The organism is Desulfofarcimen acetoxidans DSM 771 (genome assembly GCF_000024205.1).
GTDB classification, from domain to species: Bacteria; Bacillota; Desulfotomaculia; order Desulfotomaculales; family Desulfofarciminaceae; genus Desulfofarcimen; species Desulfofarcimen acetoxidans.
The window spans coordinates 32,906-56,887 of the sequence record NC_013216.1; the positions used below are offsets into that span (position 1 = coordinate 32,906).

General features: G+C 41.1%; 20 protein-coding genes and 1 other annotated feature. Of the genes, 13 read left to right on the top strand and 7 right to left on the bottom strand.

Annotated elements, in window-relative coordinates:
• Nucleotides 1-12: 12 nt before the first annotated feature.
• The 4 genes from pylD (at nt 13) to DTOX_RS00185 (ending at nt 3,673) form a co-directional block, all read left to right on the top strand.
• Nucleotides 13-828, top strand: a complete 816-nt coding sequence (pylD, locus tag DTOX_RS00170; RefSeq protein WP_012813446.1) for a 3-methylornithyl-N6-L-lysine dehydrogenase PylD — start codon at nt 13-15, stop codon at nt 826-828.
• An 18-nt stretch (nt 829-846) separates the two neighbouring features.
• Nucleotides 847-1,209, top strand: coding sequence for a pyrrolysine--tRNA(Pyl) ligase small subunit (pylSn, locus tag DTOX_RS00175; protein ID WP_012813447.1), 363 nt, complete (start codon nt 847-849; stop codon nt 1,207-1,209).
• Between the two features lie 679 nt (nt 1,210-1,888).
• Nucleotides 1,889-3,277 (top strand): ammonium transporter, encoded by a 1,389-nt coding sequence (locus DTOX_RS00180; protein ID WP_012813448.1) that lies wholly within the window; start codon nt 1,889-1,891, stop codon nt 3,275-3,277.
• A 57-nt stretch (nt 3,278-3,334) separates the two neighbouring features.
• A complete protein-coding gene (locus DTOX_RS00185; protein WP_012813449.1) occupies nt 3,335-3,673 on the top strand; it encodes a P-II family nitrogen regulator in 339 nt (112 codons plus the stop codon).
• 218 nt (nt 3,674-3,891) lie between these two features.
• Here DTOX_RS00185 and DTOX_RS00190 read toward each other — a convergent pair whose 3' ends face one another.
• Nucleotides 3,892-4,131 carry a hypothetical protein gene (locus tag DTOX_RS00190; protein ID WP_012813450.1) on the bottom strand — a complete coding sequence of 80 codons (240 nt, stop codon included), beginning with the start codon at nt 4,129-4,131 and terminating at the stop codon, nt 3,892-3,894.
• A gap of 304 nt (nt 4,132-4,435) precedes the next feature.
• Between DTOX_RS00190 and DTOX_RS00195 the strand changes: the two genes are divergently transcribed.
• Nucleotides 4,436-5,224 (top strand): M48 family metallopeptidase, encoded by a 789-nt coding sequence (locus DTOX_RS00195; protein WP_012813452.1) that lies wholly within the window; start codon nt 4,436-4,438, stop codon nt 5,222-5,224.
• Nucleotides 5,225-5,237: 13 nt separating this feature from the next.
• Here the strand turns inward: DTOX_RS00195 and DTOX_RS00200 are convergent, their stop codons facing one another.
• Nucleotides 5,238-5,924 (bottom strand): SdpI family protein, encoded by a 687-nt coding sequence (locus tag DTOX_RS00200; RefSeq protein WP_242652497.1) that lies wholly within the window; start codon nt 5,922-5,924, stop codon nt 5,238-5,240.
• 8 nt (nt 5,925-5,932) lie between these two features.
• Nucleotides 5,933-6,202, bottom strand: coding sequence for an autorepressor SdpR family transcription factor (locus DTOX_RS00205; RefSeq protein WP_012813454.1), 270 nt, complete (start codon nt 6,200-6,202; stop codon nt 5,933-5,935).
• A gap of 246 nt (nt 6,203-6,448) precedes the next feature.
• Here DTOX_RS00205 and sleB point away from each other — a divergent pair, with 246 nt between their 5' ends.
• The 8 genes from sleB to DTOX_RS00245 all read left to right on the top strand — a co-directional run bounded on the left by sleB (nt 6,449) and on the right by DTOX_RS00245 (nt 16,334).
• Nucleotides 6,449-7,177, top strand: a complete 729-nt coding sequence (gene sleB, locus DTOX_RS00210) for a spore cortex-lytic enzyme (RefSeq protein ID WP_012813455.1) — start codon at nt 6,449-6,451, stop codon at nt 7,175-7,177.
• Between the two features lie 18 nt (nt 7,178-7,195).
• The gene (ypeB, locus tag DTOX_RS00215) at nt 7,196-8,560 is read left to right on the top strand and encodes a germination protein YpeB (RefSeq protein WP_012813456.1); all 1,365 of its coding nucleotides are present in this window, start codon (nt 7,196-7,198) and stop codon (nt 8,558-8,560) included.
• A gap of 62 nt (nt 8,561-8,622) precedes the next feature.
• Nucleotides 8,623-8,858: a binding site (T-box leader), on the top strand.
• Between the two features lie 189 nt (nt 8,859-9,047).
• The gene (locus tag DTOX_RS00220; protein WP_042316399.1) at nt 9,048-10,238 is read left to right on the top strand and encodes an aminotransferase class I/II-fold pyridoxal phosphate-dependent enzyme; all 1,191 of its coding nucleotides are present in this window, start codon (nt 9,048-9,050) and stop codon (nt 10,236-10,238) included.
• 277 nt (nt 10,239-10,515) lie between these two features.
• On the top strand, nt 10,516-11,814 hold the full coding sequence (locus DTOX_RS00225) for a phenylacetate--CoA ligase family protein (RefSeq protein WP_012813458.1): 1,299 nt from the start codon (nt 10,516-10,518) through the stop codon (nt 11,812-11,814).
• A 141-nt stretch (nt 11,815-11,955) separates the two neighbouring features.
• A complete protein-coding gene (locus tag DTOX_RS00230; protein WP_042315173.1) occupies nt 11,956-12,315 on the top strand; it encodes a MerR family DNA-binding transcriptional regulator in 360 nt (119 codons plus the stop codon).
• Entirely contained in the window at nt 12,272-13,729 is a 1,458-nt protein-coding gene (locus DTOX_RS00235) for an IS200/IS605 family accessory protein TnpB-related protein (protein ID WP_012813459.1), read from the top strand. The genes DTOX_RS00230 and DTOX_RS00235 overlap by 44 nt, the downstream gene beginning before the upstream one ends.
• 267 nt (nt 13,730-13,996) lie before the next feature.
• Nucleotides 13,997-15,766, top strand: a complete 1,770-nt coding sequence (iorA, locus tag DTOX_RS00240) for an indolepyruvate ferredoxin oxidoreductase subunit alpha (protein WP_012813460.1) — start codon at nt 13,997-13,999, stop codon at nt 15,764-15,766.
• Nucleotides 15,759-16,334, top strand: coding sequence for an indolepyruvate oxidoreductase subunit beta (locus tag DTOX_RS00245; protein WP_012813461.1), 576 nt, complete (start codon nt 15,759-15,761; stop codon nt 16,332-16,334). The genes iorA and DTOX_RS00245 overlap by 8 nt, the downstream gene beginning before the upstream one ends.
• A 191-nt stretch (nt 16,335-16,525) precedes the next feature.
• On the opposite strand, the gene DTOX_RS21140 is transcribed toward DTOX_RS00245, so the two are convergent.
• The 4 genes from DTOX_RS21140 to DTOX_RS00265 form a co-directional block, all read right to left on the bottom strand.
• A complete protein-coding gene (locus DTOX_RS21140; RefSeq protein WP_012813462.1) occupies nt 16,526-18,742 on the bottom strand; it encodes a sensor domain-containing protein in 2,217 nt (738 codons plus the stop codon).
• Nucleotides 18,743-18,813: 71 nt separating this feature from the next.
• A complete protein-coding gene (locus DTOX_RS21145; protein ID WP_012813463.1) occupies nt 18,814-19,386 on the bottom strand; it encodes a Spo0B domain-containing protein in 573 nt (190 codons plus the stop codon).
• 371 nt (nt 19,387-19,757) lie between these two features.
• Nucleotides 19,758-21,218, bottom strand: a complete 1,461-nt coding sequence (locus DTOX_RS00260; RefSeq protein ID WP_012813464.1) for a sigma-54-dependent transcriptional regulator — start codon at nt 21,216-21,218, stop codon at nt 19,758-19,760.
• A complete protein-coding gene (locus DTOX_RS00265) occupies nt 21,215-23,830 on the bottom strand; it encodes a PAS domain-containing sensor histidine kinase (protein WP_012813465.1) in 2,616 nt (871 codons plus the stop codon). The genes DTOX_RS00260 and DTOX_RS00265 overlap by 4 nt, the downstream gene beginning before the upstream one ends.
• Nucleotides 23,831-23,982: the final 152 nt, after the last annotated feature.

Genomic DNA, 23,982 nt, shown 5'->3' on the forward strand with positions numbered 1-23,982 from the left:
ACCGGTGGTTATATGACTAGACTGAGAGAAGAGGATATTTCACATATCCCTTTGAATCTAAATGAGTATAATAAAAAATTGCTAAAAGACACAGGTAAATCTTTAGGGGGAATTGCGGCATATGCTGCCGGTACTACAAAAGAGATAATTTATAATTTGCGGCAGGACATACCGGCAGCAGTTATTCCAATAACCTGTGGAGAAGGTATAATTAACGGATTTTCCATATCAGTCCAAAGAATCATTGATTTCCTGGGCTTTTCAGCTTTTGTTACAGATCAAAAGGATGTGGGTGGCCTGGCGGAAGCAGTTGAGAAGGGTGCTAAGATAATTTTTCTTGCCGACGACAACCGTTTTGTTGCGATTAATATTTTAACCGGTAAGGTGGTTGATAACGGCGAGGCCACGGGAAAAGGCTATGCCGCGGCCCTGGATTTATTATCGGGCGGTTTGCGGGATAAGCAAGTGCTTTTAATCGGGGCTGGACCTGTAGGTACCGGAGCTTCAGTGTTTATGTCAACACACGGGGCGAAGGTTTTTGTATATGATATTAACAGAGAACAGGCTGAAAAGCTGAAAAAGAACCTGCCGGAAGTTGAAATAATAAATAACTTTTATGAGGCTTTGTCCCAATATGATTTATTATTTGATGCTTCGCCTGCCGAAGGCATAATTGGTAAAGAGCACCTGGGTGAGCATATGATGATATCCGCTCCCGGGATTCCTTTGGGTTTAACTCGGGAATGCCTTCCGCTGGTTCCCCACAGGTTGATTCACGATGCTCTGGAGATAGGTGTGGCAACTATGTTGTTTGATGTTTTAACTTAACGGAAATGAGGCTTGAGTATGAGTTCGAAAAAAAACGCCGATATTACCGCGGATATACAAAATGGCATGAACAGTCAAAAGAAAAGATATTACAGAAAAAATGTTGAGTTTTTTAAGCTGCTGGAAAAGGTTAAGCTATGGCCATCTCGTTCCGGTACTTTGCACGGGATTAAATCAATTAAAATTCATAGCAATACCGCTGAAGTAACTACTTTTTGCGGGGAAATGTTTATTATTTGGAATTCGCGAAACAGCAGGGCCTCCAGGTGGTTGAGGAATAAGTGGTCCTTTTGTGCCTGCGGCAAATGTAAAATACCAGCCTGGAAGATAGAAAAATATACTACTACAATGATGACCCAAAAATGGGGCTCCGGTTTGTAGTTTAAGAAGTTCAAGACAATTGTATAGTAAAATGTCAAGTTTTATTTCAGAATATAGTTGACTTAACTGATTAGCTATGCTAATATAAAGTCATACAAATAAATGATTCTCATATGTAAATATGATTTGTGGTTTATTTGATAAGAGTGAAAGCAATAAGTTATACACAGTTGTATAAACGAAAATGCTTTGAGCTGATTAAAATTATCCTTTTTATATTCATAGACAAGTTTTAGTCATTAACTATTTTAGAGATGCTGCATAAAATAATTATCACAAGACTGTGTAAATAGGATACGAAGTTGTATCAAACGGCAATGACGCTTTTCAAGAGAGTATTTCTTGAAAAGCGTTTTTTGTTACTCTGGGAAAATTATGCATATAGTGGATCTATGGATAAGTTAAGGGTATCACTGTATAATTTCCAGCGAGTACAAGTGCCTATAGCAGCAAGAAAGTCGCCTTATGCCACTTTCTTGCGGAATCACACAGGTGTGATCATTGAGCAAAGACGCTCTTGTTTCAAGGTTGAAATTCCTTGTTATAAGAGCGTCTTTATATTATTGGAGAACCTGTAAAGGAAAGCGTAAATCTTTAAGTGGGGCGCCGACTTTGAAAGAAAAGCGTTTGAATGGATGGTTCTCAAAGTGATAAAAAATACGAGGGAGGTTTTAAAGTAATGAAAATTTTACGAGTTATTATCATGGCGCTTTCCTTTTTGATGACACTGCCTGTACTGGCGTGGGCTGAGGAAGCGGCAGCGCCCGCTGTCGATACCGGTGATACGTCCTTTATCTTGATTTCTGCAGCGATTGTTCTGTTGATGACACCGGGTTTAGCCCTTTTTTATGGCGGCCTGTCACGCAAGAAGAATGTTTTGAATACTATCATGTGCAGCTTTATAGCCTTAGGAATTATAAGTATTCAATGGGCGTTTTACGGTTACAGTCTGTCTTTCGGCCCTGATGTGGGGCATTTTATTGGCAGCCTTGACTGGCTTGGTTTAAAAGGTGTGGGATTAGAGCCGAATCCCGATTACGCTGCTACTATACCGCACCAGGCGTTTATGGTATTCCAGATGGTTTTCGCCATTATAACACCGGCCATTATTTCCGGTTCTGTTGCCGAGCGGATGAGATTTCCCGCTTACCTGGCCTTTATACTGCTTTGGGCAACCTTTATCTATGATCCTGTAGCTCACTGGGTATGGGGTGTAGGAGGCTGGTTACGCAATCTTGGGGCACTTGATTTTGCCGGCGGTACCGTTGTGCATATCATTTCCGGCGTATCAGCGCTGGTAGCTGCAATGTATGTGGGCAAGCGCAAAGGCTATGGGAGAGAGTTAATGATACCGCATAATTTACCTATGACGGTTTTGGGAGCTTCTCTGCTGTGGTTTGGCTGGTTTGGTTTTAATGCGGGCAGTTCATTGGGCGCCGGTAGTCTGACTACTATGGTTTTTGTTAACACACAGCTGGCTACTGCAGCAGCAATGCTGTCATGGGTGATCTTTGAATGGATACGTCATGGCAAACCAACTCTGTTGGGTGCTGTCAGCGGTGCAGTGGCAGGTTTGGTGGCTATCACCCCCGCATGCGGTTTTGTGACATCTATGTCAGCCATTATCATTGGTTTTATAGGCGGATTTATATGCTTCTTTTCAGTAGCTATAATGAAAGCAAAACTTGGTTATGACGATTCCTTTGATGCTTTTGGTGTGCACGGTATGGGAGGTACCTGGGGTGCTATAGCTACCGGTTTATTCGCCAGTAAAGCTGCAAACGAGCTGGGCAATGACGGTGTTTTCTACGGCAATCCTGATCAACTGGTCACTCAGTTGATAGCTACCGCGGCAAGCTGGGCTGTCGCTGTTGTAGGTACTTTAGTTTTATTGAAAGTAATCAGCCTGTTTACCAAGCTGCGTGCCAGTGATGAAGAACAGGAGACAGGTTTGGATTTTACCCAACATGGAGAGGACGCCTATACCGAGTTTGTTTCCGGGTCTCCGTTTGGAGTTGATATGACTGCTGGCGGTGCTCCTGTCGGTGCAGAAAAACCCGCTTTTTAATACTCTATTTTAAGGAGACTTTCCTGTAGAATAATGGAAATAAAAGGGGGGATTGTGATGACTAAAGTTGAGTGCATTTTGCGGCCGGCTAAGCTGGAGAGCGTTAAGGAAGCAGTGAATAAATTTGGTGTTCATGGTATAACTGTTACTCAAGTGATTGGCTGCGGGCTGCAAAAAGGACATACTAATGTCTACCGTGGCCAGGAATACAGCATAAACCTGCTTCCCAAGATAAAAGTTGAAATTGTTATTCCGGATAAAGATGTTGAGGAGATTATAAGAATAATAACAGAAGCGGCCAGAACCGGGGATATTGGAGACGGCAAGATTTTTGCCTATAGAATTGACAATGCGGTCCGGATCAGAACCGGTGAAACAGGGGAAAACGCTATCTAATGACGTTATTGGGAATATTCTTCTTGAATAGCTTTGTGTTTGAGTTGATATTTGAATTAGCAGAGCAATTATTTTTGTAAACTTCAATTGGAATATCGGGTGATTTAAACCCCGGTATTCTAATCAGAAATTGCAGCCGGGTGTAACTCCCGGACTCTTCGCCAAAGTCCTTCAAAAACCCATTAAAGACTCTTTTTATGTCTTTAATGGGTTTATAATCAGCCTAGAGCAACTATTTGATTGGTGCTTATCCTAACCACTTGACCGGCAACGAAAGGTGCTGTAGCAGCAGTTAGTCTGATAATTAAAAAGCTGCCGTTTGTGCCTGTTGTCGTGCCTGTTGTTGTATCTGTGACGTTAGTTTCATCAATTAGTTCACCGGTAAAAATAAAACCGCCATTTGTTAAAATATTAACTGTAACCCCTGGAGCAAAATTAAATCTTGAGGAAATTGCCATTAATATACCTCCTTTTATTTATATATCTGAGACCACTTAAAACATATATAAAATTTTTAAGCAACCTCTATTTACCTTATTGTATGAAGTCAACTGGTGTCTTGATACAATACTGATATAATTTGGAGGCTGTTTTTTGCAGATTTATACATTATTTAGAGTAATATTGTATTTAGTCTACGGAACATGTTTGAGAATAGTTATTGTTTTTTATGTAATAAGCGGCTTGTTTTTAATCAGAAAATATAATACTGTATTAGCAGTTATAGATAGTAATTGATTAAAATTTAGGAGCGTTCCTTTAATGGAAAATTTTTCCGCACAAACTGATTCAGATCAGAATTCAGCTATACAAGAGTATTCGGTTATGCTTGCGGGGAGGAAGCTGGAGTTTATTTTAAGAGTTAGTAGCAGGGCAAAATATTTACGCTTGCAGGTGAGTGCCAAAAACGGTTTGCTGGTTACAATTCCAAAGGGATATAAATTAAAATATCTGGAAGAATTTATCCGTGAGAAGCGGGACTGGATTTTTGAAAAACTAGATAAATTTGCACAGGAACTTGAAAACAGTAAGATATGTGAACAAAACAAATGCCGTCATATTTTATTTGCAGGGAAAGAGTATGAGTTGACAACAAGAGTGGAGATGCGGGAAAAACCGGATGTATTATTGGAAAACGGAAGAATGATTGTTCTTATACCCGAGGAAGACAGTCAGTTTTTTAAAGTAGGTAATTACTTGAGAGAGTGGCTTTTTCTGCAGGCCCGTTTGCTTATAAACAGCCGTGTAAAACTATTAAGCAATAAATTGAATCTAACTTATAAAAATGTTTTTATAAAGGACCAGAAGACACGCTGGGGTAGTTGCTCGCAGCAAAAAAACCTAAACTTTAACTGGCGGTTGGTAATGGCTCCGCTTGAAGTATTGGATTATGTTGTTATACATGAGTTAATGCATTTGTTAGAACTGAACCATTCAAAAAAATTCTGGTATTTAGTGAAAAGTGTGTGCCCTGATTGCAGGGCACACAGGGAATGGCTGAGAAATAACGGTAAGTTTTTAATGTGCGAGTTTGGTTCTATTAAATTTTAACTGTCCCTAAAACTCAGACTTTTCTTACGTGTGTTTTTTGATATTCCAGATATGAATAAATTACAGGGATGATAACTGCTATTGCCAGTGCTGCAATTAGTAGGACTCTGCCTGCGGGTTTATCAATTAATGTGCCGGCAATACCTAAAAAGCCCGCTGCTACCCAAATTTTACCGGAAAGCCGGTGTGTTTTTTGCCACACCTCTTCACTGGCCAGTGTCCAGGGAGTTTTAATTCCTACAAAATAATTCTGTCTGATTTGTCCCATGAAGTTTCCAATAACCATAAACAGTAAAGAAACGCCCAGCATAGTAATTTTTTTAACAGGAATATCATAACCAAGAGCATTTAAGATAATTACTGTATAAATTCCAAACATAAAAACCACCAGCAAGCTTCTAATAACTTTGTATGCCGCAGCAAACTTTTTATAATTCTCTTTTTGCGGGTCAATAAGCGGCAGAAACAGCAGCAAGCAGTAAAGGCCGCCTGTCATCAAGGGAATACCAAAAGCCCCCCAGAAACGTGAGGAATAACCGTTCACATCTCCTGACAAACTCCAGTGAGTGGCTACCCGCTCGGGTAAATGAGGATATACCGTATAACCGGCAAGTAAGCTTAAAAATATAAGTATTAACAGCAGCCAGTCAGAAAGCAATGTTTTGGCAAAACCGTTATTATCCTCAGTTAAAGCATTCACTTTATAAATCACCAATCCTTTCTATCAATAATCCCGGAAAACCATCCCAGAATTTCTTGAAAAACAGTCATGTTCAGCGAATAATAAATGAATTGCCCCTTACGCTCATCCAATACCAGCCTGGCCTGTTTCAAAATGTTTAAATGATGTGAAATGCTGGGTTTACTAATATTAAAATTATCTGCTATTTCTCCTGCTCTCATATCCTGTTCCTTGAGGAGCTTCAAAATTTTTCGTCTTGTCGGATCAGCCAGTGCTTTGAAGGTTGAGCTAATCAATGCATCTCTCACCCTTAATTCAATATTTAGATAAGTATCTAAATAAAATTATATCAGTTTTGTATGATTTAGCAAGGTTTTTTGCGGAGATTATAACTTAACGGTGATAAATTCTCAGCAGAATTAAATAACGGTAAAATGTTCCTAACTTTTAAGTATTAGTTTTCAAACCTTTTATTGAACAGCTTACATAAAAACCAGTTATTAAAGTAAAAATATATTCAAAATAAGGGAGGTGATTGCGAGATGGAAATTAATTTGTCACTAAGAAAAATAATCCTTATACCTATTGCACTTTTTATTCTGACTGCTTTTTGTTCTGTAATAATGCCGGTTGCTGAGGCAGCAGCTCAGGATGCTCCGCTTTTGCACTGGGGCTCATCTGGTTACCGGGTAACAAAAATTCAGCAGAGGTTAAACTGGTGGGGATATTATGAAGGTCCGGTTGATGGGTTATTTGGTACTAAAACCTCAAAAGCCGTACGTAAATTCCAGGGGTATAACGGATTGAGCAAGGATGGTGTGGTTGGCAGGCAAACCCTGACGGCCCTGGGCTTGCAGGAATTTAACCGTACTGCAAATGCAACAACAACAACCGTTTCCAGATCCAGCGCTTATTCTAACGACGGTAGGGTTGGGCTTCTGGCTAAAGTTATTGAAGGTGAAGCGGCGGATGAGCCGTTTGTCGGCAAGGTAGCCGTGGGTGCGGTTATGCTTAACAGGACTAGAAGCTCAGCTTTTCCTCAATCACTAAGCAGTGTTATTTACCAGCCTAATGCCTTTGAATCCGTAACTAACGGGATGTACAACAGGACGACAAGTGAGGAGTCTATTAAAGCTGCCAGGCTGGCTTTAAACGGTTGGGATCCCACGGGTGGAGCATTGTTTTTCTGGAACCCGGCCAAAAGAGTAAGTTCTTGGATATGGTCCAGGCCAATTATAACCCAGATCGGTGGACATGTGTTTGCACGTTAAGAGAAAGGTGGTGAGAAAATGAAAAAACGTTATTTTGCTATACCGGTGTTGATTGGATTTTTGGCTATACTGGGTTTGGGTTACTGGGGTTTTAAGGAGCAGCAGACAAGAAAAATGGCAGAAGCTTATGTAAATAATAATTACCAGAGATCCTTTTATAACCTGGCTGACCATGTGCAAAATATGGAGGTTTTATTAAGTAAAAGTTTGCTTGTGTCGGAAAAAAAATATGACGGCAAGGTATACAGTGATATCTGGCAGCATGCCAGCGCCGCACAGGAAAATCTGACACAACTGCCGGTAAACCAGTCGATAGTAGGACGAACTTCAAAATTTCTTACACAGGTTGGCGATTACTCGCGTATGATGGCTGCAGGTGCTGGCAGTGATACGGAAATCAGTTCAGATAAGTGGAAAACATTGAATAAATTATATCTCCAGTCGCAGGAGCTAAACAAGGATTTGCAGACAGCACAGTCAAACTTGATGAACGGACACGTAAGCATTCAAGAACTGGCGGGGGAATCCGGGAGTAAAATGCAAGGACAGGCTAAAAGGCTGGCCAGCAGTAACTTTCAGCAAATAAACCAGAAAGTGCAGGATTATCCCGCCCTGATTTATGACGGCCCGTTCTCGGATCACCTGGAAAAAACAAAACCCAGGGGAGTGACGGGAGCAAGTATCGGTGTGAGTGAGGCCAGGAGTAAGGCACTGGGTTATATTGAGCAGTCACAAAAAACAAATCTAGTAGCCCAGGTTACTGATAAAACAAAAGGAAAGATACCCAGCTACAGAACGGAAATTTACCCTCAGAAAGACAATAAAAATAAGACAGTAGTTGAAGTAACTCAGCAAGGAGGCCACTTGATCTGGTTGATTAACACCAGGACGGTAGGCAAAAGCACTGTCAGTATAGACGCCGCGATAAAAAAAGCTCAGCAGTACCTGGCTAAGCACGGTTATAAAAATATGATGAATACCTATTATGTCCGTGAAGACGGCTCAGTTACTATTAACTTTTCTTATCTTGATAAGAATGACATTATCTATTACGATGATTTGATTAAAGTAACGGTTGCTCTTGACAACGGGGATATTATTGCGGTTGATGCTGCCGGTTATTTGATGTCTCATTATGATCGCAAGCTTGCTCCTCCAAAAGTAACTTTGGCTGAGGCTAAAAAAGCAGTTAACAAAAATGTAAATATTAAAGGCGGAAGATTAGCCGTAATACCCACTGATTCGGGTGGGGAAAAACTGACTTATGAGTTTTCCGGTGTATTGAATAAGGAAATATATTTGATTTATATCGACAGTCAAACCGGAAAACAAGAAAAAATTCTTAAAGTAATTGGCACGAATAACGGAACACTGACCATGTAGTTTGCTGATTTTTATGGTTGACACTTATCTATTCTCATGCTATATTAATTCTAATTTAATCTTGAAAGGCATTGAAGGGGAAGAAAGGCAGTTATATTGCTAAGCGATCCGGGGATGGTGCAAGCCCGGTCAAGAAGGCTGTTCTAGGCCGCCCCTGAGCTGCAGGCTGAAACCCGATAGAAAAATGGGGGAATAAGCTGTTGCCGGATCCCCGCCGTTATTTGGGGGCTTAAGAGGTTCGTACATATATGTATGAACAATTAGGGTGGTACCGCGAGAAAAAGCTCTCGTCCCTTTATTGGGATGAGGGCTTAGTTTTTTTGATCCGGCCGGTCAAAATTTTTTGGGTTTAATATTTTGGTAGCAATACAATATTCATAGTAAATAATGTGTTTGTATACAGTACTGTATAAGAGTTGCGGGGGCTTGCCGCGGGTTAGCCAGGCTTTGATGATAAGGGGGAGAGATTGTGAGTGAAGTTGTTAAAATGGAGGAGCGGAAAGGTAGTCCAGACTGGTCGGAATTTATAAATCCGGTTTTAAAATCTTTGCCTCCGTCCGGTATACGCCGTTTTTTTGATTTAGTTTCGGAAATGAAAGATGTTGTGTCTCTGGGGGTGGGTGAACCTGACTTTGTTACTCCACGAAATATTATTGATGCTTGCGTCAGATCACTTGACAACGGTCAGACCGGGTACACCTCAAATCAAGGTATGCTCGAGCTCAGAGAAGCTATTGCTGAAGAAATTAACGGTTCCTATGGTGTAAAGTATGATCCCGTGTCGGAAATCCTTATTACGGTAGGTGTCAGTGAGGCCTTGGATTTGGCTATGCGGGCCTTGATTTCACCGGGGGATGAAGTGCTTATTCCGGAACCGACATATGTTTCCTATATACCTTGCGCTGCTTTAGCCTATGCCAAGACAGTGCCCTTAAAGACCAATATGGATAAATTATTCAGAGTAACCGCTGAGCAAGTTGAGAAGGCTATTACGCCGCGTACAAAAATACTGTTGCTGGCTTATCCGAATAACCCAACCGGAGCTGTGATGACCAGACAGGAATTGTTGGATATTTGCGAAGTTGTTAAAGCGCATAACCTGATTGTTATTTCAGATGAGATATACGAACACCTGACCTATATTGAACCTCATACCTGTGTATCCAGCCTGCCGGGCATGAAGGAGCGCACTATCTTGCTGAGCGGCTTTTCCAAGTCTTATGCTATGACCGGCTGGCGGGCCGGTTATGCTTGCGGCAATCCGGACTTCATCGGTGCCATGACCAAAATTCACCAGTATTCTATGTTGTGTGCCCCGACACAGGCTCAAGTTTGTGCTTTGGAAGCGCTCAGGAGCGGTAAGCCTGATATGAGGAGAATGACTGCAGAGTATAATAAGCGGAGAAAACTTGTGGTGGATGCCATGGAGGAAATAGGTTTGCCATGTTTTGAGCCGGGCGGCGCGTTTTATGCCTTCCCCGATATCACTAAAACGAGAATGAATGCCGCCGAATTTTCTGAGCGCTTGCTGATGGAGGAGAAAGTGGCAGTTGTTGACGGTACTGCTTTTGGTGAAGCAGGTGAAGGCCATGTAAGGATTTCCTATGCTTATTCCGTGGAGAAATTGACGGAAGCTTTTAGGCGAATGAATCGTTTTGTAAAGAGATATTCCAGTTAATTAATAATTGCTTTAATATGCCATTATAAATAAAATTTTTGTTGATAGAAGGAATCTGCTGCAGATAAATAGAATAAAAAAGGAAGACAGTACTATAAAAATAGTCGCCTTTGAGCGGCTATTTTTATGATACTCTATATGCAAACGAGAGGATGCTGGCATGAGGGCAGCTCTTTTTCTGATTTATATTTGATTAAGTTAATAGCTTATTTGCGGATATTTGTTAAACATAAATTTCTAATAAAAGGCTAATGAAGAGTGAGGAAGTGTAATTATTATGATTTGGGATCCAGATGTGGAATGCATGGACCGGGAAGCAATGCAGTCTTTGCAGCTGCAAAGACTGCAGGAAACAGTGAGAAGGGTATTTGACCGGATCCCTTTTTACCGGGAGAGTTTCACTGCTGCCGGTGTAAAACCGGCTGATATTCAGAAATTAAAAGATATAGAAAAGTTGCCGTTTACTGTAAAAAATGATTTGCGGGATAATTACCCTTATGGCCTTTTTGCCGTACCTCTGCAGAAAATTATAAGGCTGCATGCGTCTTCCGGCACAACGGGAAAACCTATTGTGGTTGGTTACACAAAAAAAGATATTGAAACCTGGACAGAGTTGGTAGCCAGGTTGGTAACTATGGCTGGTGTTACGAGTGATGATGTGGCTCAGATAACTTTTGGCTACGGTCTTTTTACAGGTGCTTTTGGTTTGCATTATGGACTGGAGAGAGTGGGCGCGACTATTGTGCCGGCCTCTACCGGCAATACAGAAAAACAGGTTATGTTGATGCAGGACTTCGGTACCACTGCTTTGATCGGTACGCCTTCTTATGTGCTGCACCTGGCTGAATCAGTTGCCGCATTGGGAATAGACCCTTCCGAAATGAAGCTGCGCGTTGGAATGTTTGGTTCAGAGGTTTGGAGTGAAAGTATGCGCGCTCAGATAGAACGGGCCTGGGGTATAAAGGCTACTGATAACTATGGCTTGAGTGAAGTTATGGGGCCCGGAGTTTCCGGTGAGTGTTCCTTTGCCAATGGATTGCATATCGCGGAGGATCATTTCCTGCTGGAAATCATTGATCCCGATACCGGTGAAGGTTTGGATTACGGGCAGGAGGGTGAGGTGGTTATTACTACCTTAACCAAGGAGGGAATACCTCTGATTAGATACCGTACCAGGGATATTTCCGTAATCAACACGGCTCCCTGTGAGTGTGGCAGGAGTTCGGCCCGCCTGCGTAAAATTGGCGGCAGAACCGACGATATGTTGATTATTTCCGGTGTAAATGTTTTCCCATCGCAGATAGAGAGCGTGATTATGAATATCGAAGGCGTTGCACCTCATTACCAGATAGTAGTTGGCAAAAAAGGTTATTTGGATTACCTGGAAGTGCAGGTTGAGATAGCTCAGGAAAGGTTTACAGGTAACTTTAAAGACCTTGAGGAGTTGGAGCAAAAGATACGCCGCCGTCTGCATAATGTGCTCTCCATCAGTCCCAGAGTACGTCTTATGGAACCGCTTTCTATTGAGCGCAGTGTTGGCAAGGCCAAGAGGATTATTGACAACAGGCCTAAATAAAGTGTCTGAGTGTTAGTTAAGCAATGATTTAATTATATAAACATAAAATACTAGACAATGGAGGATATAACTGTTACTAGAAAACTAAATTAATATCAAAAAACCTGCTATAATAGGATATAATTTTGGCGGGTGATTAGGATGGAAAACCATATAAGTATTGGCAAAGCAGCTAAATATTTAGGGGTTAGTATTAATACTTTACGTGTTTGGGAAAAGAAAAAGATATTAGTTCCAGAAAGAACTCCTACTGGCCATCGCCGCTATAAAATGTCCCAAGTAGAATCCTTTGAGGGCAAAAAATATAGCCGAATTCAAAATACCGTATTTCTCTACGCCAGGGTATCTACGCAAAAACAGGCTGATGCCGGGAATCTTGATCGACAAATAGGAAGGCTTACTGGCGGCAGAGCAGCAAAAAAGCTGTCAAAGGTCATTGAAGGCGAGGTGACTGCCAGTGAAGACAACGGCGATGGGGATAATCCCGGAACCGACACCTAAACAGAAAGAATACATTGATAACCTCATGGATCGTTACTGTGCCGCAGTTCGTTGGGCATTTAAAAGACTGCTGGACGGATGGAAAGTACAGGACATTCGTATAACTGTACAAGGAAAGTTCAGACTTAACTCCCGGCAGGCTAACGATGCAGTATATGATGCCCAGACCACAATCAAAAGCCAATATGAATTAGTGCAGATGCACTATGAAAACGCCAAAGCAAAGGTTGAATTTACAGAAAAGCGTATCGCCAAGGCTAAATCACCGGCTAAGATTGCCAAACTGCAAAAACGGTTAGAAAAGGAACAGCGTAAACTGGCCTTCTGGCAAAATCACCTGGATAACAATACTTTTCCGCCTGTTGTATTCGGAGGAAAGAAGCTCTTTCAAGAACGCTGCAAAGGCAATATTACCAGAGAAGAGTGGCAGGAAGTCAGAAGTAACCGTTATCTGTCACGGGGAGATAAAACCAAAGGCGGCAACCTAAATACCCGCATATACGAAGGCCAAGACCAAATCTATCTTGATATAGCCGCCGACCCGGTACGGAAAGGGAAATCCGTTCGGTATAACCGCATAACGGTGCCGATCTATTTAGCTCAAAAGCCATCGAAAAAGACCAACAAAATTAACGGTATCAACTACCGGCAAATGGTTTTGGATTATCTTAAAACAGGCAGTGCCTATCAGGTAGAAATCCTCCGCAGAGACGGTAAATATTACGTCCATGTGAGTATTGAAGAAGAAGTTCCGATGCCATATAATCATAAGGGCGCGTTTGGTGTAGACACCAACCCGGACGGATTAGGCGTAACCCAGGTAGACTGTCTGGGGCAATACCGGGGCAGTGAATGGCTTGGTCAAGGTGAATGGACTTATGCCAGAACAAACCGGAGAAATAACCAGACCTGCGAAATGGCTAAGAAAGTGATCCTCCAGGCTAAAGAAAAAGGTTATGCCCTGGCGGTAGAGGACTTGAAGTTTAAAAATGACAAGTCCGTAACGGCCAAGTTTAACCGAATGAGTCACAGTTTTGTCTGGTCGAAGTTTCTAAAAGCAGTTGACCGGAGTGCTGCCCGTGAGGGAGTGCCGATATTAAAGGTAAAACCGGCTTTTACTTCAGTCATAGGCATCCTAAAATACCAGCACATGTACGGCATAGCTGTTCACGAAGCGGCAGGCTATGTCATAGCCCGGCGTGGCTTGGGCTTTGATCATGAGAAGATACCCAAGATATTGCTTGATAAACTGATTAAAAAGAAACCTGAATTTAAACAAATGGCAAATTGGAAACAATGGTCAGCAGTTAAAAAGTCTGTGCTGGCCAAGATTAAAAAAATCACGAAAAGGAAGAAGGTGAATAGCCTGGTTTCATGGCAGATTCACCGGAAAAATGTGTTAGGTATAGGTTAATCCCTTTGCTATAAATTTTGCGGGCGGCACAGTACACGCAGCGAAAGGCTGTTGCCGCAAGTCAGAAACCCAGGCGGAGGTAACACCTTCTCCGGTTAGTACGCTCGCTTTAAGCAGTGGCGGGGAACTCTTTTAGAGGAGACCACCCGGAACATAGGCGAGAGCCTATGGCCTAGCAGTTGAATCCTGTGACACTGCCACCCGTTTGTCGGACGGGTGAAAAAACTACTTGTAGTTTTTAGTAGGTTTTAGAAACCAGGTGTATACATGAAAGACCTGCTATCCGGTAATGCGGCTATAGCACGTGGTGCTTATGAGGCCGGAGTGAAGCTGGGTGTCGGCTATCCCGGTACACCTAGCACAGAGATTTTAGAGAATTTCGCTAAATATGAGGGTATTTATGCCCAGTGGTCACCGAATGAGAAAGTAGCTTTGGAAGTTGGTATAGGTGCTTCTTTAGCCGGGGTTAGGGTTCTGGTTACTATGAAACATGTGGGTGTTAATGTTGCTGCTGATCCCCTGTTAACTTTTGCCTATACAGGTGTGAACGGTGGTTTGGTGCTGCTTTCTGCTGATGATCCCGGTATGCACAGCTCACAAAATGAACAGGACAATCGTATTTTTGCCAAATTTGCCAAAATACCTATGCTGGAGCCGTCTGACAGCCAGGAAGCCAAAGATATGGTAGGGCTGGCTTTGGAAATCAGTGAAAAGTATGACACCCCGGTACTGTTGAGAACGACTACCAGAGTAGCTCACTCTCAAAGTATGACGGAAATTGGGGAGCGCCGTGAAGTTATTGATAAACCCTATCAGAAGAATGCCCAGAAATATGTTATGGTGCCGGGGCATGGACGTATGCGCAGGTACTTTATTGAGAACAGGATGAAAGACTTAGCTGAGTATAGTGAAAAAACTCCGGTTAACTTTACAATTCCCGGTGACCAAAAAATTGGTGTTATTACCAGTGGAATCAGCTACCAGTATGTGCGTGAAGTGCTGCCAGATGTTTCGGTGTTAAAGCTGGGAATGACTTTTCCTTTACCGGAACAAATGATCAAAGATTTTGCCGGTCAAGTGGAAAAACTCTATGTTGTGGAAGAACTGGAGCCTTTTATAGAGGAACAATTAAAGATATGGGGCATAGAAGTTTTAGGTAAACAGGTATTCCCTTCTATTGGTGAGTTCAGTGCTGATTTAATCAGACAAAAATTTGTTGATGAAAAAATTATTGATGCTTCGGAGAAGATTGCTGCAGTGCCTGAACAAACCGCGCCTGCAACTCCGGTGCGTCCTCCGGTGCAGTGTCCGGGTTGCCCGCACAGAGGGGTTTTCTATACGTTAAACCGTTTGAAGCTGGTGGTTACCGGAGATATCGGCTGCTATACTTTAGGTGCTTTGCCGCCCTTGCAGGCTATGGACACCACAGTTTGTATGGGTGCCAGTATCAGCATGGCACTGGGAATGGAAAAGGCTGTGCCCGAGATGAAAGGAAAAACCGTGGCTGTTATTGGTGACTCAACCTTTTTTCACTCAGGCATTACCGGCTTAGTGGATGTGGTATATAATCAGGGCAACAGCACGGTTATTATTCTTGATAATCGTACTACTGCCATGACCGGTCACCAGGAGAATCCCAGCACGGGGATAAATTTAATGGGGCAGCCGGCGCCGGTTATTGATATTGAGAAATTAGCGCGTGCTTTGGGTATTAACAGGGTAACCAAGGTCGATCCTTTGAGTTTGGAAGAATTTAAAAACGTTGTCCAGCAAGAAATTGCTGCCGATGAGCCTTCGGTAATTATTGCCCAGCGACCCTGCGAGTTGTTGGTAAAAGAAAAGGCTGCTCCTTACGTGGTTGATCCTGATGTTTGTAAAGGGTGTAAGCAGTGCCAGCGTTTGGGTTGCCCGGCTATGTCCTTTAATAAATTGGAAAAGAAAGCTGTTATCGATATAATTACCTGTGTAGGCTGCGGTCTCTGTGTTCAAATATGTAAACACGGGGCTTTGCGTCAGGGAGGTGAGAGAAATGAGTAAACCGTTGGATTTGTTATTGGTTGGTGTAGGCGGTCAGGGTACTATTTTGGCCAGTAAAGTATTGTCTCAAGTGGGACTGGAAGCAGGTTATGATGTGAAAATGTCGGAAATTCACGGTATGGCCCAGCGTGGCGGCAGCGTGGTAACTCAGGTCAGAATGGGAGAGAAAGTTTATTCTCCTACTCTGGAGTTGGCCAGTGCCGATGCTATTCTGGCTTTTGAACGGCTGGAAGGTTTGCGCTATCTCTCTTATTTAAAGCCGGGCGGGACTATTATTATAAATGACCAGGCTATTGCTCCCATGCCTGTATTGATTGGTGCAGCTGAATATCCGGAGAATATTTTGGAGTATATCAGAAGCCGGCTTGAAAATGTTGTAGTGGTTGATGCTTTGCAAAAAGCAGTTGACTGCGGAAATGCTAAAGCTGCCAATGTTGTGCTGCTGGGTGTTCTGGCAAAAAGGCTGCCGCTGGATAAGGAAATCTGGGTTAAGGCACTAAAAGCCAAAGTGCCGGAGAAACTGCTGGAGATAAATCTGGCCGCTTTTGAGGCCGGATATGAGGGATAATAAAACTGTTGACATGTATAAGAGAAGGGTTCTATTTAGGTTGGTTTTTGTTGCCATCATGGAGGAACATAATTAAATCCAAAGAAGAAACCCGTGCCTACTATTTGGTACGGGTTTTTCGTATTTGTCTCTTCCTTTATATGTGCAGGTAGATTTCTGATTTTCTAAAGATGCCGGTAAATAATAGTTATTTAATCCAGATGCTCTTGTTTTTCATTATTTTTATTCATCACATACTGTTCAATTTGCGCAGGTATGCCGATAAAATATCCCTGCGCATAGTCAACGTCAAGCTCATTTAGAATTTGTAAAATATTTTCGTTTTCAACAAACTCAGCTATGGTTTTCTTATCTAAAGTGTGTGCAACAGTATTCATAGCTTTAACCAATGCAAGGTTTGTCGTTTCTTGATCAATATTGTATATAAAGGATCCGTCTATCTTTAAGTAATCCACTGGCAGCAGGCGCAGATAAGAAAAAGATGAAAAACCTATGCCAAAGTCGTCTATGGCGAATTTACAACCCAGTCTTTTTAATTTGCGGATCCATTGTTCAGCCTTAATCATATCTCTGGCTGCGGCGGTTTCTGTAATTTCAAAACCCAGTCGCGAAGGTTCCACGCTGCTGTTCAGAACGATGCTTTCAAATTGATTCAGCAGGCGCTCGTTGCTTAAACTGGTGCCCGAGATGTTAATAAATATGCTTATTCCTTCATGCATGCGCAGAGTATCAATAACTGACTGAAGTACCCACAAGTCAATCTGGGCCATCATGCCGAAACGTTCAGCCACCGGAATAAAATGTCCCGGAGAAATCAAATGGCCGTGGTCATCCTTCAGCCTGAGCAGTGCTTCAAAGTGAATGATATCCCTATGGGCAACTTTTACTATTGGTTGGAAGACAATTTCAAACAGGTTATCTCTTAATGCTTTTTTTATTAAACTTATTAACTGGTTAGTCATGGTTAGTTTTTCCTCTGTATCTTCAACACCCTTAATGGTGATTACCCGGTTGCGCCCACTTTCCTTAGCAATATACAAAGCTCTGTCAGCCTGTGATAATATTTGGATCGGATCCATGCTTCCGTCCACCATTGATAAACCGATACTTACAGTAAGGTTAAACCTTACATTAATCAGACTCAAGGCAATTGTTTGGTTGTCAATTACAGCCCGCAATTTTTCTGCGATTTCCGTTGCTTCATTTATACTTATTCCTTCCAGAAGTACAGCGAATTCATCTCCTCCCAGCCTGGTCAACAGATCCTCTTCACGTAAATTGGCTTTTAGTATTTTTGTAAATATGATTAATAACTCATCGCCTGCCACATGTCCTTTGGTGTCGTTTACCAGTTTAAAGTTGTCCAGATCCAATAGCAGTAATGCGCTGGTTGTTCCGCGTTTTGCTTTGGCCACGTAGCGCTTTAATGATTCCTCCAGGTAGTACCTGTTTGGTATGTTTGTCAGGTAATCATGTGTGGCCAGGTGTTTAATTTGCAGTTCAAACTTTTTGCGCTCGCTTATATCGCGGATGATACTTACTACTATCTGTTCTCCCTCAAGCAATGCGCCTTTTGAACTGACTTCCACCGGGAAAGTGCTGCCGTCTTTACGCTGGTGTATTGTTTCAAACACGATTCCTTTATCTACGGCCTCCCGCAATTGGTAATTTATTAACGTTCGGGTTGCCTTCTCTCTAATATTCTGAATATTTAGCGTGAGAATATCTTCACTATTATAGCCGTAAGCCTGCAGAGCTGCTAAGTTTGCGTCAATAATTTGCCCGTCACTGCGAACGAATAGAATAATGTCCCGGGTATTTTCTGATAGCAGTTGATATCTTCTCAGAATTGCTTCTGTTTTTTTACGTTCGGTTATATTGCGGATAATTGAATGATAGTGTTTTTTCCCTCCGGCAATAATCGTACGCGAACTTATTTCTACAGGGAAAGTGCTTCCATCTTTTTTCTTGTGTATAGTTTCATAAATATAGCCATCATGTGAATCAATTTTTGTATAAACTTCATCGTCTTCCGAATATTTTTCTTGGTCGCACAGGTTATAAAATTTCATTTTAAAAAATTCCTCATGAGAATAACCATACGTTTTTATTGCTTTATCATTGATCTCTATAAAGTTAAAATTACTGTCAAGTAAAAAAACTATATCATTTGCATATTTTGTTAAATATCTGTTTTGTATTGATAATAAATATGATTTATAATCCTTCTCATATAAGTAATGGTAAATTATGGGCCAAGAAGAAGCAACTGATAAGAAAATAATAGCTGTTTTTATATTAAATTGCTGATTATTGAAGTATAGATAACCGATCAATATAATACCCTGAATAAATAAAAGGAAAATAGCAATATGTTTAAAAGGTATTTTGAAACTAAGGATCATCATTCTCACCAACCCTTTTAATAATTGTACTCAGGTATAAGCATTTTAACTTTATATTTCATATAAGCAATTAATCATGTTTTGGATTGGCGTTTAGGTAAAGAAAGAAAAATCTCAAGCTTGTTGTTGCAATATGCCAGAAACACCCTGCCGCCAAACCTCCCCAGTAAAATTTCAGCCTGTACCAGACCTACCTCATATGGCAATGGATGATATCGTTTTGGTGCGGCAAAAACTAAATTGCATAAGTATTTGTTTTCGTTCTCAGTGGTTTTAAAAAAAAGATCCGGCTGCTCCCCTGCCTCAGGGTTCATAGATTCCAAAGCGTATATAAGACAGTACTCCAGTGCCTCTCCTAATATATGGCCGGGCACTGTACATTCCGCTAAATCTGTATCGACCAGCATATGCAGTCTGATTTTACGATTAAATGCTTCGCTATAGGCGCATAGTAATGTTGCAGTAACTTCGGGAAGCTTGACACTGGTGGCTTCATTGAAATGAACTATATCCAGACAAGCCTCATCAATATATTCCCGTAACCAGTCCAGTTTATTTAGCTGTAATAAACTAGAAATTATCTGTAAATGATTCAGCATGTTGTGTTTTTGCAATTGGATAAAATTTAGCAAGCACCGTAGTTTCAAAGCAGTATCCCCCTCCATATAATGTTTTGCCATTCATTTATATAAGGTTAAATTTAATCATAGGGATGAGATAAATTTGCTTTAAGGCTTCTGAATATGTTTTTGCCGATGTGTGAAATTGATCCTAAAATAGATGATTGTTGAATTTGTTGTTATTTTCATAAATTGTTGTGGCGAAAAGCAAATAATGGTTTTAATTTATAATAAGTTGCAGTCATAAGATGCAAGAAACTTGCCAGACACTGGCAAGTTTCTTAACTTCTTGTATGAATGAGGTTTGAAAGGTTTTTTTATGGAGCAGTATAATAGTACTTCATAATAAGAACTGTCCCAAATCCTACTAAGTGAGCAAAAGTGAACATTTTTTAGCTTTACTTGTCTACTTCCATACGCTTTAGGCAGCTATACAAGCTGTGTCTGGACATTCTCAGGTAGGAAGCGGTTTTGGCTTTGTTTCCCTTGTGCATTTCCAGAGCCTGTCGCACTACTTCATTATAGAATGTTTCAATATCAAAAAAGTCTCGTGGCAGCTTAAATTCCGCTATTTCTCCGGATAAGCTGTGGTTATTATTGGTTTCAGCAGGTTTTGAGGCGGATCTAATAATTCTATCCAGGTGTTCAGTACGCACTTCCGAATCATCATGTGTGAAAGTGATCCACTCTATGGCGTTTTTTAATTCCCTGACGTTGCCGGGCCAATGGTAGGTTATTAATAACTTAGCGGCTTTTTTACTAATATTTTTAAATCTTTTGCCCCGGCGGCGAGCAAGCCTATTCAAAAAAATATTGGCCATAGGCAGAATTTCCTCTGGTCGCTCCCGCAAGGGGGGAATTATGAAGTGGCCGATATTAAGGCGGTAATATAAATCTGATCTGAATAGCCCCTGCTGTATCTGTTTTGGGATGTCCACATTAGTAGCGCAAATAATTCTGACATTGGATTTTATTTTTTTAAGTCCGCCAACCCGGTAAAATTCTCTTTCCTCAATAAAACGCAGTAATTTAGCTTGTAAGTCTACTGACAGTTCCCCTATTTCATCAAAAAAAACTGTTCCGCCTTGGGCAATGTCCAGCTTGCCTTTTTGTCCTTTAGGCAGTCCACCTGTGAAAGCACCGGCCTCATAACCGAATAAATCGCTTTCAAAAATGCCGGAAGTCATGGCGGCACAATTAATATCAATAAAAGGCCTCTCATTTTTAGAATGGTAATAATGTATATATTTTGCTAAAATCTCTTTTCCTGTACCGGTTTCACCCTGAATTAAAATGGGCAGGGATGTATCAAGTTGAAAATTTTCTGCCTGCGTATAAATTTGTTTCATTTTTTTCGAGAAAATAAATACCTCTTCCCGTTTAATTTCTCTGACATAGGAAGTTTTCAGTAATTCCAACTCCCTTTGCGTGGCCTGGGAAGCAGCTTTTTCTTTCTTAAACTTATTGTTTGCAATTTTGTTTTCCCGGAGCAGGGATTGGCGCTCAGATACCCGCTGAATCACTGCTGTCAATTCGTTGACATTTATTGGCTTCAGTAAATAATCATATGCTCCTGCCCGTAGAGCTTCTATTGCCAGACTCACATCGACATGACCGGTAAAGAGTATTATATCTGTATCCCGGCCGGCTGGCAGGTGGACTATAGTTTGCAGCAGTTCCAGCCCGCTTATTTTGGGCATCCTTATATCGGATATTACTAAATTAAACTGTCCGGTTGGGAATTTACTTAAAGCGTCTTCGCCGTCTTCACTTTCAACAATCCGGTGACCAAGTTTCCGGAGAAATTGACCTAAATAAAGGCGACTGTCCAGATCATCCTCCACCAACAGTATGTTCATAGCCCAACCTCCTCTATTAAATCATTATTGTAAACAGGAAAATCCAGTTGAAAGGTAGTTCCTCCTTTTTCATTTGTCCTGAGTGAAATCTGCCCATGGAAAGATGTTATTATGGTATGGGCAATAGAAAGTCCCAAACCCATACCCTGTCCCACTTCCTTGGTAGTAAAAAAAGGTTCGAAAATTTTCTCTTGTAAATCTGTTGGCACTCCGCTGCCATTATCACTTATTTCCAGAATAATATATCTTTCAGAACGTGTGGTAATGAGTATTTCTTTATCTATTTGTCTACTGTTATTAAGTGCCTGTATGGCGTTAACCAGCAGGATGACAATCACCTCTTCCAGTCCAAAATTTTCTCCGGAAAGCGGCGGCAATGGGTTTTGTAATATATTTCGCAATTTAATATTGGATGCCAGCAATTGAGCATGCATTGTAACTATAGCTTTTTCTACAGCGCTGTTGAGATTGCAGGGGTAGAGATTTGGGGGTGATTCATGTCGAACCAGAGCCTTCATACGTCTAATAATCAAGCTGATGCGATCTGCTTGAGCAGAGATGTTTTTCAGTCCATCAATTAGTTCATTCTCGTCAAGAGTTCCGTTTCGATCATGCCAAAACAGCAACCCGTCCACCATAATTTTTAGGGAGTTCAGTGGTTGGTTGATTTCATGGGCAATGCCTGCTGTCATAGTGGCAAGGGAAGCCATGGTTTGCAGCCTTTCCGCCTGCTGACGGGCTTCTTGTAATTCAGCTTCCGCACGCTTGCGCTCTGTAATATCTCGGATTACAGACAGGATTACTTTTTTGCCGTTTAAGGTAAATAAATGAGATGCCGCTTCAACCGGTATTTTTTGACCGGTTTTAGTAATGTGTATTACTTCAAAGGTCAAGTGTTTCCGGTTTAAAATAATATTTAGAATATTTGGCAGTAATCGACGGCTTTCCGGAGCATAAATATCAGCCAGTGACAATTGCGTCAGTTCTTCACGGGTATAGCCCAGGCGGCGGCAGACAGCGTCATTAACTTCTATAATGCTTTCGAAAGAGTTATTGCCTGAAATCCCATGTAATAATATGGCATCATTTGTATTGTTAAACAGTGCCCTGTATTTTCTTTCGCTTTGCTGGAGGGCCGTCTCAGCTTGCAAACGTTCAATTATTTCCTGCTTAAGCTGCTCATTGCTCTTTTTTAGTGCCAAGGTGCGCTTATAAACCATATTTTCCAGTTGCTCCTGGTATGTGGTCAACCTGTGTTCCATTTCCTTGCGCATGGTGATATTCCGGCAAATTACCAGTACTGATTCCACTTCGCCCTGCGGTGAATTTTCAGGTATCAGGCGTGATTCAAAATGTTTTTGTTTATCGGCTAACTGGTAGTAAAATTCTATAATGTGGTTTTTGCCGGTCATAAATACCTTTTCCAATGCTCTGTTCCATATATGTACCTGTTCTTCCGGCATATCCAGATCACGATTGGTTTTTCCGATAAAGCAGTTTTGATGAAGTCCGGTTGCCTGCGTTACGGCCGGATTTACATAAAGGTATCTCAGGTTGCGATCGAAGCGGGAAATTATATCCGGAATATTTTCTAAGAGCGTCGTTAATTCCTGTTTACTTTGTTGCAGCTGTTTTTCTGTCCGTTTGAGATCAGTTATATCATGCATGATGGCAATCAGGCATTGTTCACCGCCAAAATTGATAAGCTCTATGGAGAGCAAGCCAGTATGCAGTTCACGTGCTTTAGTAAAGTAATTAACCTCCAAGTTTTTTACATAACCTTGTTCATTTAACAGCTGCGCTACTATATCACGATCGCAGGGGTCATTCCAGGCACCAATTTCAAGCGCGGTGCGGCCGATAATTTCTTCCCGGCTGTAACCATGCAATCTAACGAAAGAATCATTAATTTCCATGTAGCGACCGTCCTTTAAGGTAGAAATGGACATAATGACCGGGCTGGCGTGGAAGGCTTTATTAAATTTCTCTTCCGAATGGAGGAGTTCTTTAATTTTAGTATTTAAATCCAAATTAGCCTGACGTAATTGATCTTCTACCTGTTTGCGCACAGTTATATCGCGAATAATGGAATGATAGTATTTTTTCCTACCGGCAATAATCGGGCGGGAACTAATTTCTACAGGAAATGTGGAGCCATCTTTTCGTTGATGAACTGTTTCATAAATATAACCGTGATAAGAATCTATCTTTTTGCATATTTCATTAAATTGAGGACATTTATTATGATCAATTAAATCATGAAATTTCATCTTAAGAAATTCTTTGTGGGAATAGCCATATGTTTTGATGGCTTTATCATTGATTTCGATAAAATTAAAATCACAGTCAAACAAAAACAATATATCATTAGCATATTTTAACAATACATTCTTCATTGACAGTGGGTAAAACTTATAAATTTGCTCTGGAAAGACCAGGTAAATTATTAGGCTGATAAAAGTAACTATTAAGAGAATAATGATCGGGTAATACGAGTTAATCATAATATTATTTTGTTGACTGTGATAATTTAATAAATCGGTTAGCATGATCCCCGCGATGAGTAATAAAAAAACAATCATGTAAATTAGAGGGAATTTGAATCTTGACATTGTAATCCACCACACTTATTTTCTGAATCATATCGTAACATGTCATTTTTCTTTTAATTGGATTATACTAAAATAAATTGCTGTTGGAAATATGGATCATTTGCTATATAAGGGTTTAATAGCGGTTATCGCTAGTTAAGCAGGTTATCCGA

Bases quoted from the DNA above. Each gene is read 5' to 3' on its own strand.
- DTOX_RS00225 (WP_012813458.1), top strand. From the start codon at position 10,516: ATGATTTGGGATCCAGATGTGGAATGCATGGACCGGGAAGCAATGCAG.
- DTOX_RS00265 (WP_012813465.1), bottom strand. From the start codon at position 23,830: ATGTCAAGATTCAAATTCCCTCTAATTTACATGATTGTTTTTTTATTA.
- DTOX_RS21140 (WP_012813462.1), bottom strand. From the start codon at position 18,742: ATGATGATCCTTAGTTTCAAAATACCTTTTAAACATATTGCTATTTTC.
- DTOX_RS00220 (WP_042316399.1), top strand. From the start codon at position 9,048: ATGGAGGAGCGGAAAGGTAGTCCAGACTGGTCGGAATTTATAAATCCG.
- ypeB (WP_012813456.1), top strand. From the start codon at position 7,196: ATGAAAAAACGTTATTTTGCTATACCGGTGTTGATTGGATTTTTGGCT.
- DTOX_RS00190 (WP_012813450.1), bottom strand. From the start codon at position 4,131: ATGGCAATTTCCTCAAGATTTAATTTTGCTCCAGGGGTTACAGTTAAT.
- DTOX_RS00180 (WP_012813448.1), top strand. From the start codon at position 1,889: ATGAAAATTTTACGAGTTATTATCATGGCGCTTTCCTTTTTGATGACA.
- pylD (WP_012813446.1), top strand. From the start codon at position 13: ATGACTAGACTGAGAGAAGAGGATATTTCACATATCCCTTTGAATCTA.
- pylSn (WP_012813447.1), top strand. From the start codon at position 847: ATGAGTTCGAAAAAAAACGCCGATATTACCGCGGATATACAAAATGGC.
- DTOX_RS00230 (WP_042315173.1), top strand. From the start codon at position 11,956: ATGGAAAACCATATAAGTATTGGCAAAGCAGCTAAATATTTAGGGGTT.
- sleB (WP_012813455.1), top strand. From the start codon at position 6,449: ATGGAAATTAATTTGTCACTAAGAAAAATAATCCTTATACCTATTGCA.
- DTOX_RS00245 (WP_012813461.1), top strand. From the start codon at position 15,759: ATGAGTAAACCGTTGGATTTGTTATTGGTTGGTGTAGGCGGTCAGGGT.
- DTOX_RS00195 (WP_012813452.1), top strand. From the start codon at position 4,436: ATGGAAAATTTTTCCGCACAAACTGATTCAGATCAGAATTCAGCTATA.
- DTOX_RS00185 (WP_012813449.1), top strand. From the start codon at position 3,335: ATGACTAAAGTTGAGTGCATTTTGCGGCCGGCTAAGCTGGAGAGCGTT.
- DTOX_RS00260 (WP_012813464.1), bottom strand. From the start codon at position 21,218: ATGAACATACTGTTGGTGGAGGATGATCTGGACAGTCGCCTTTATTTA.
- iorA (WP_012813460.1), top strand. From the start codon at position 13,997: ATGAAAGACCTGCTATCCGGTAATGCGGCTATAGCACGTGGTGCTTAT.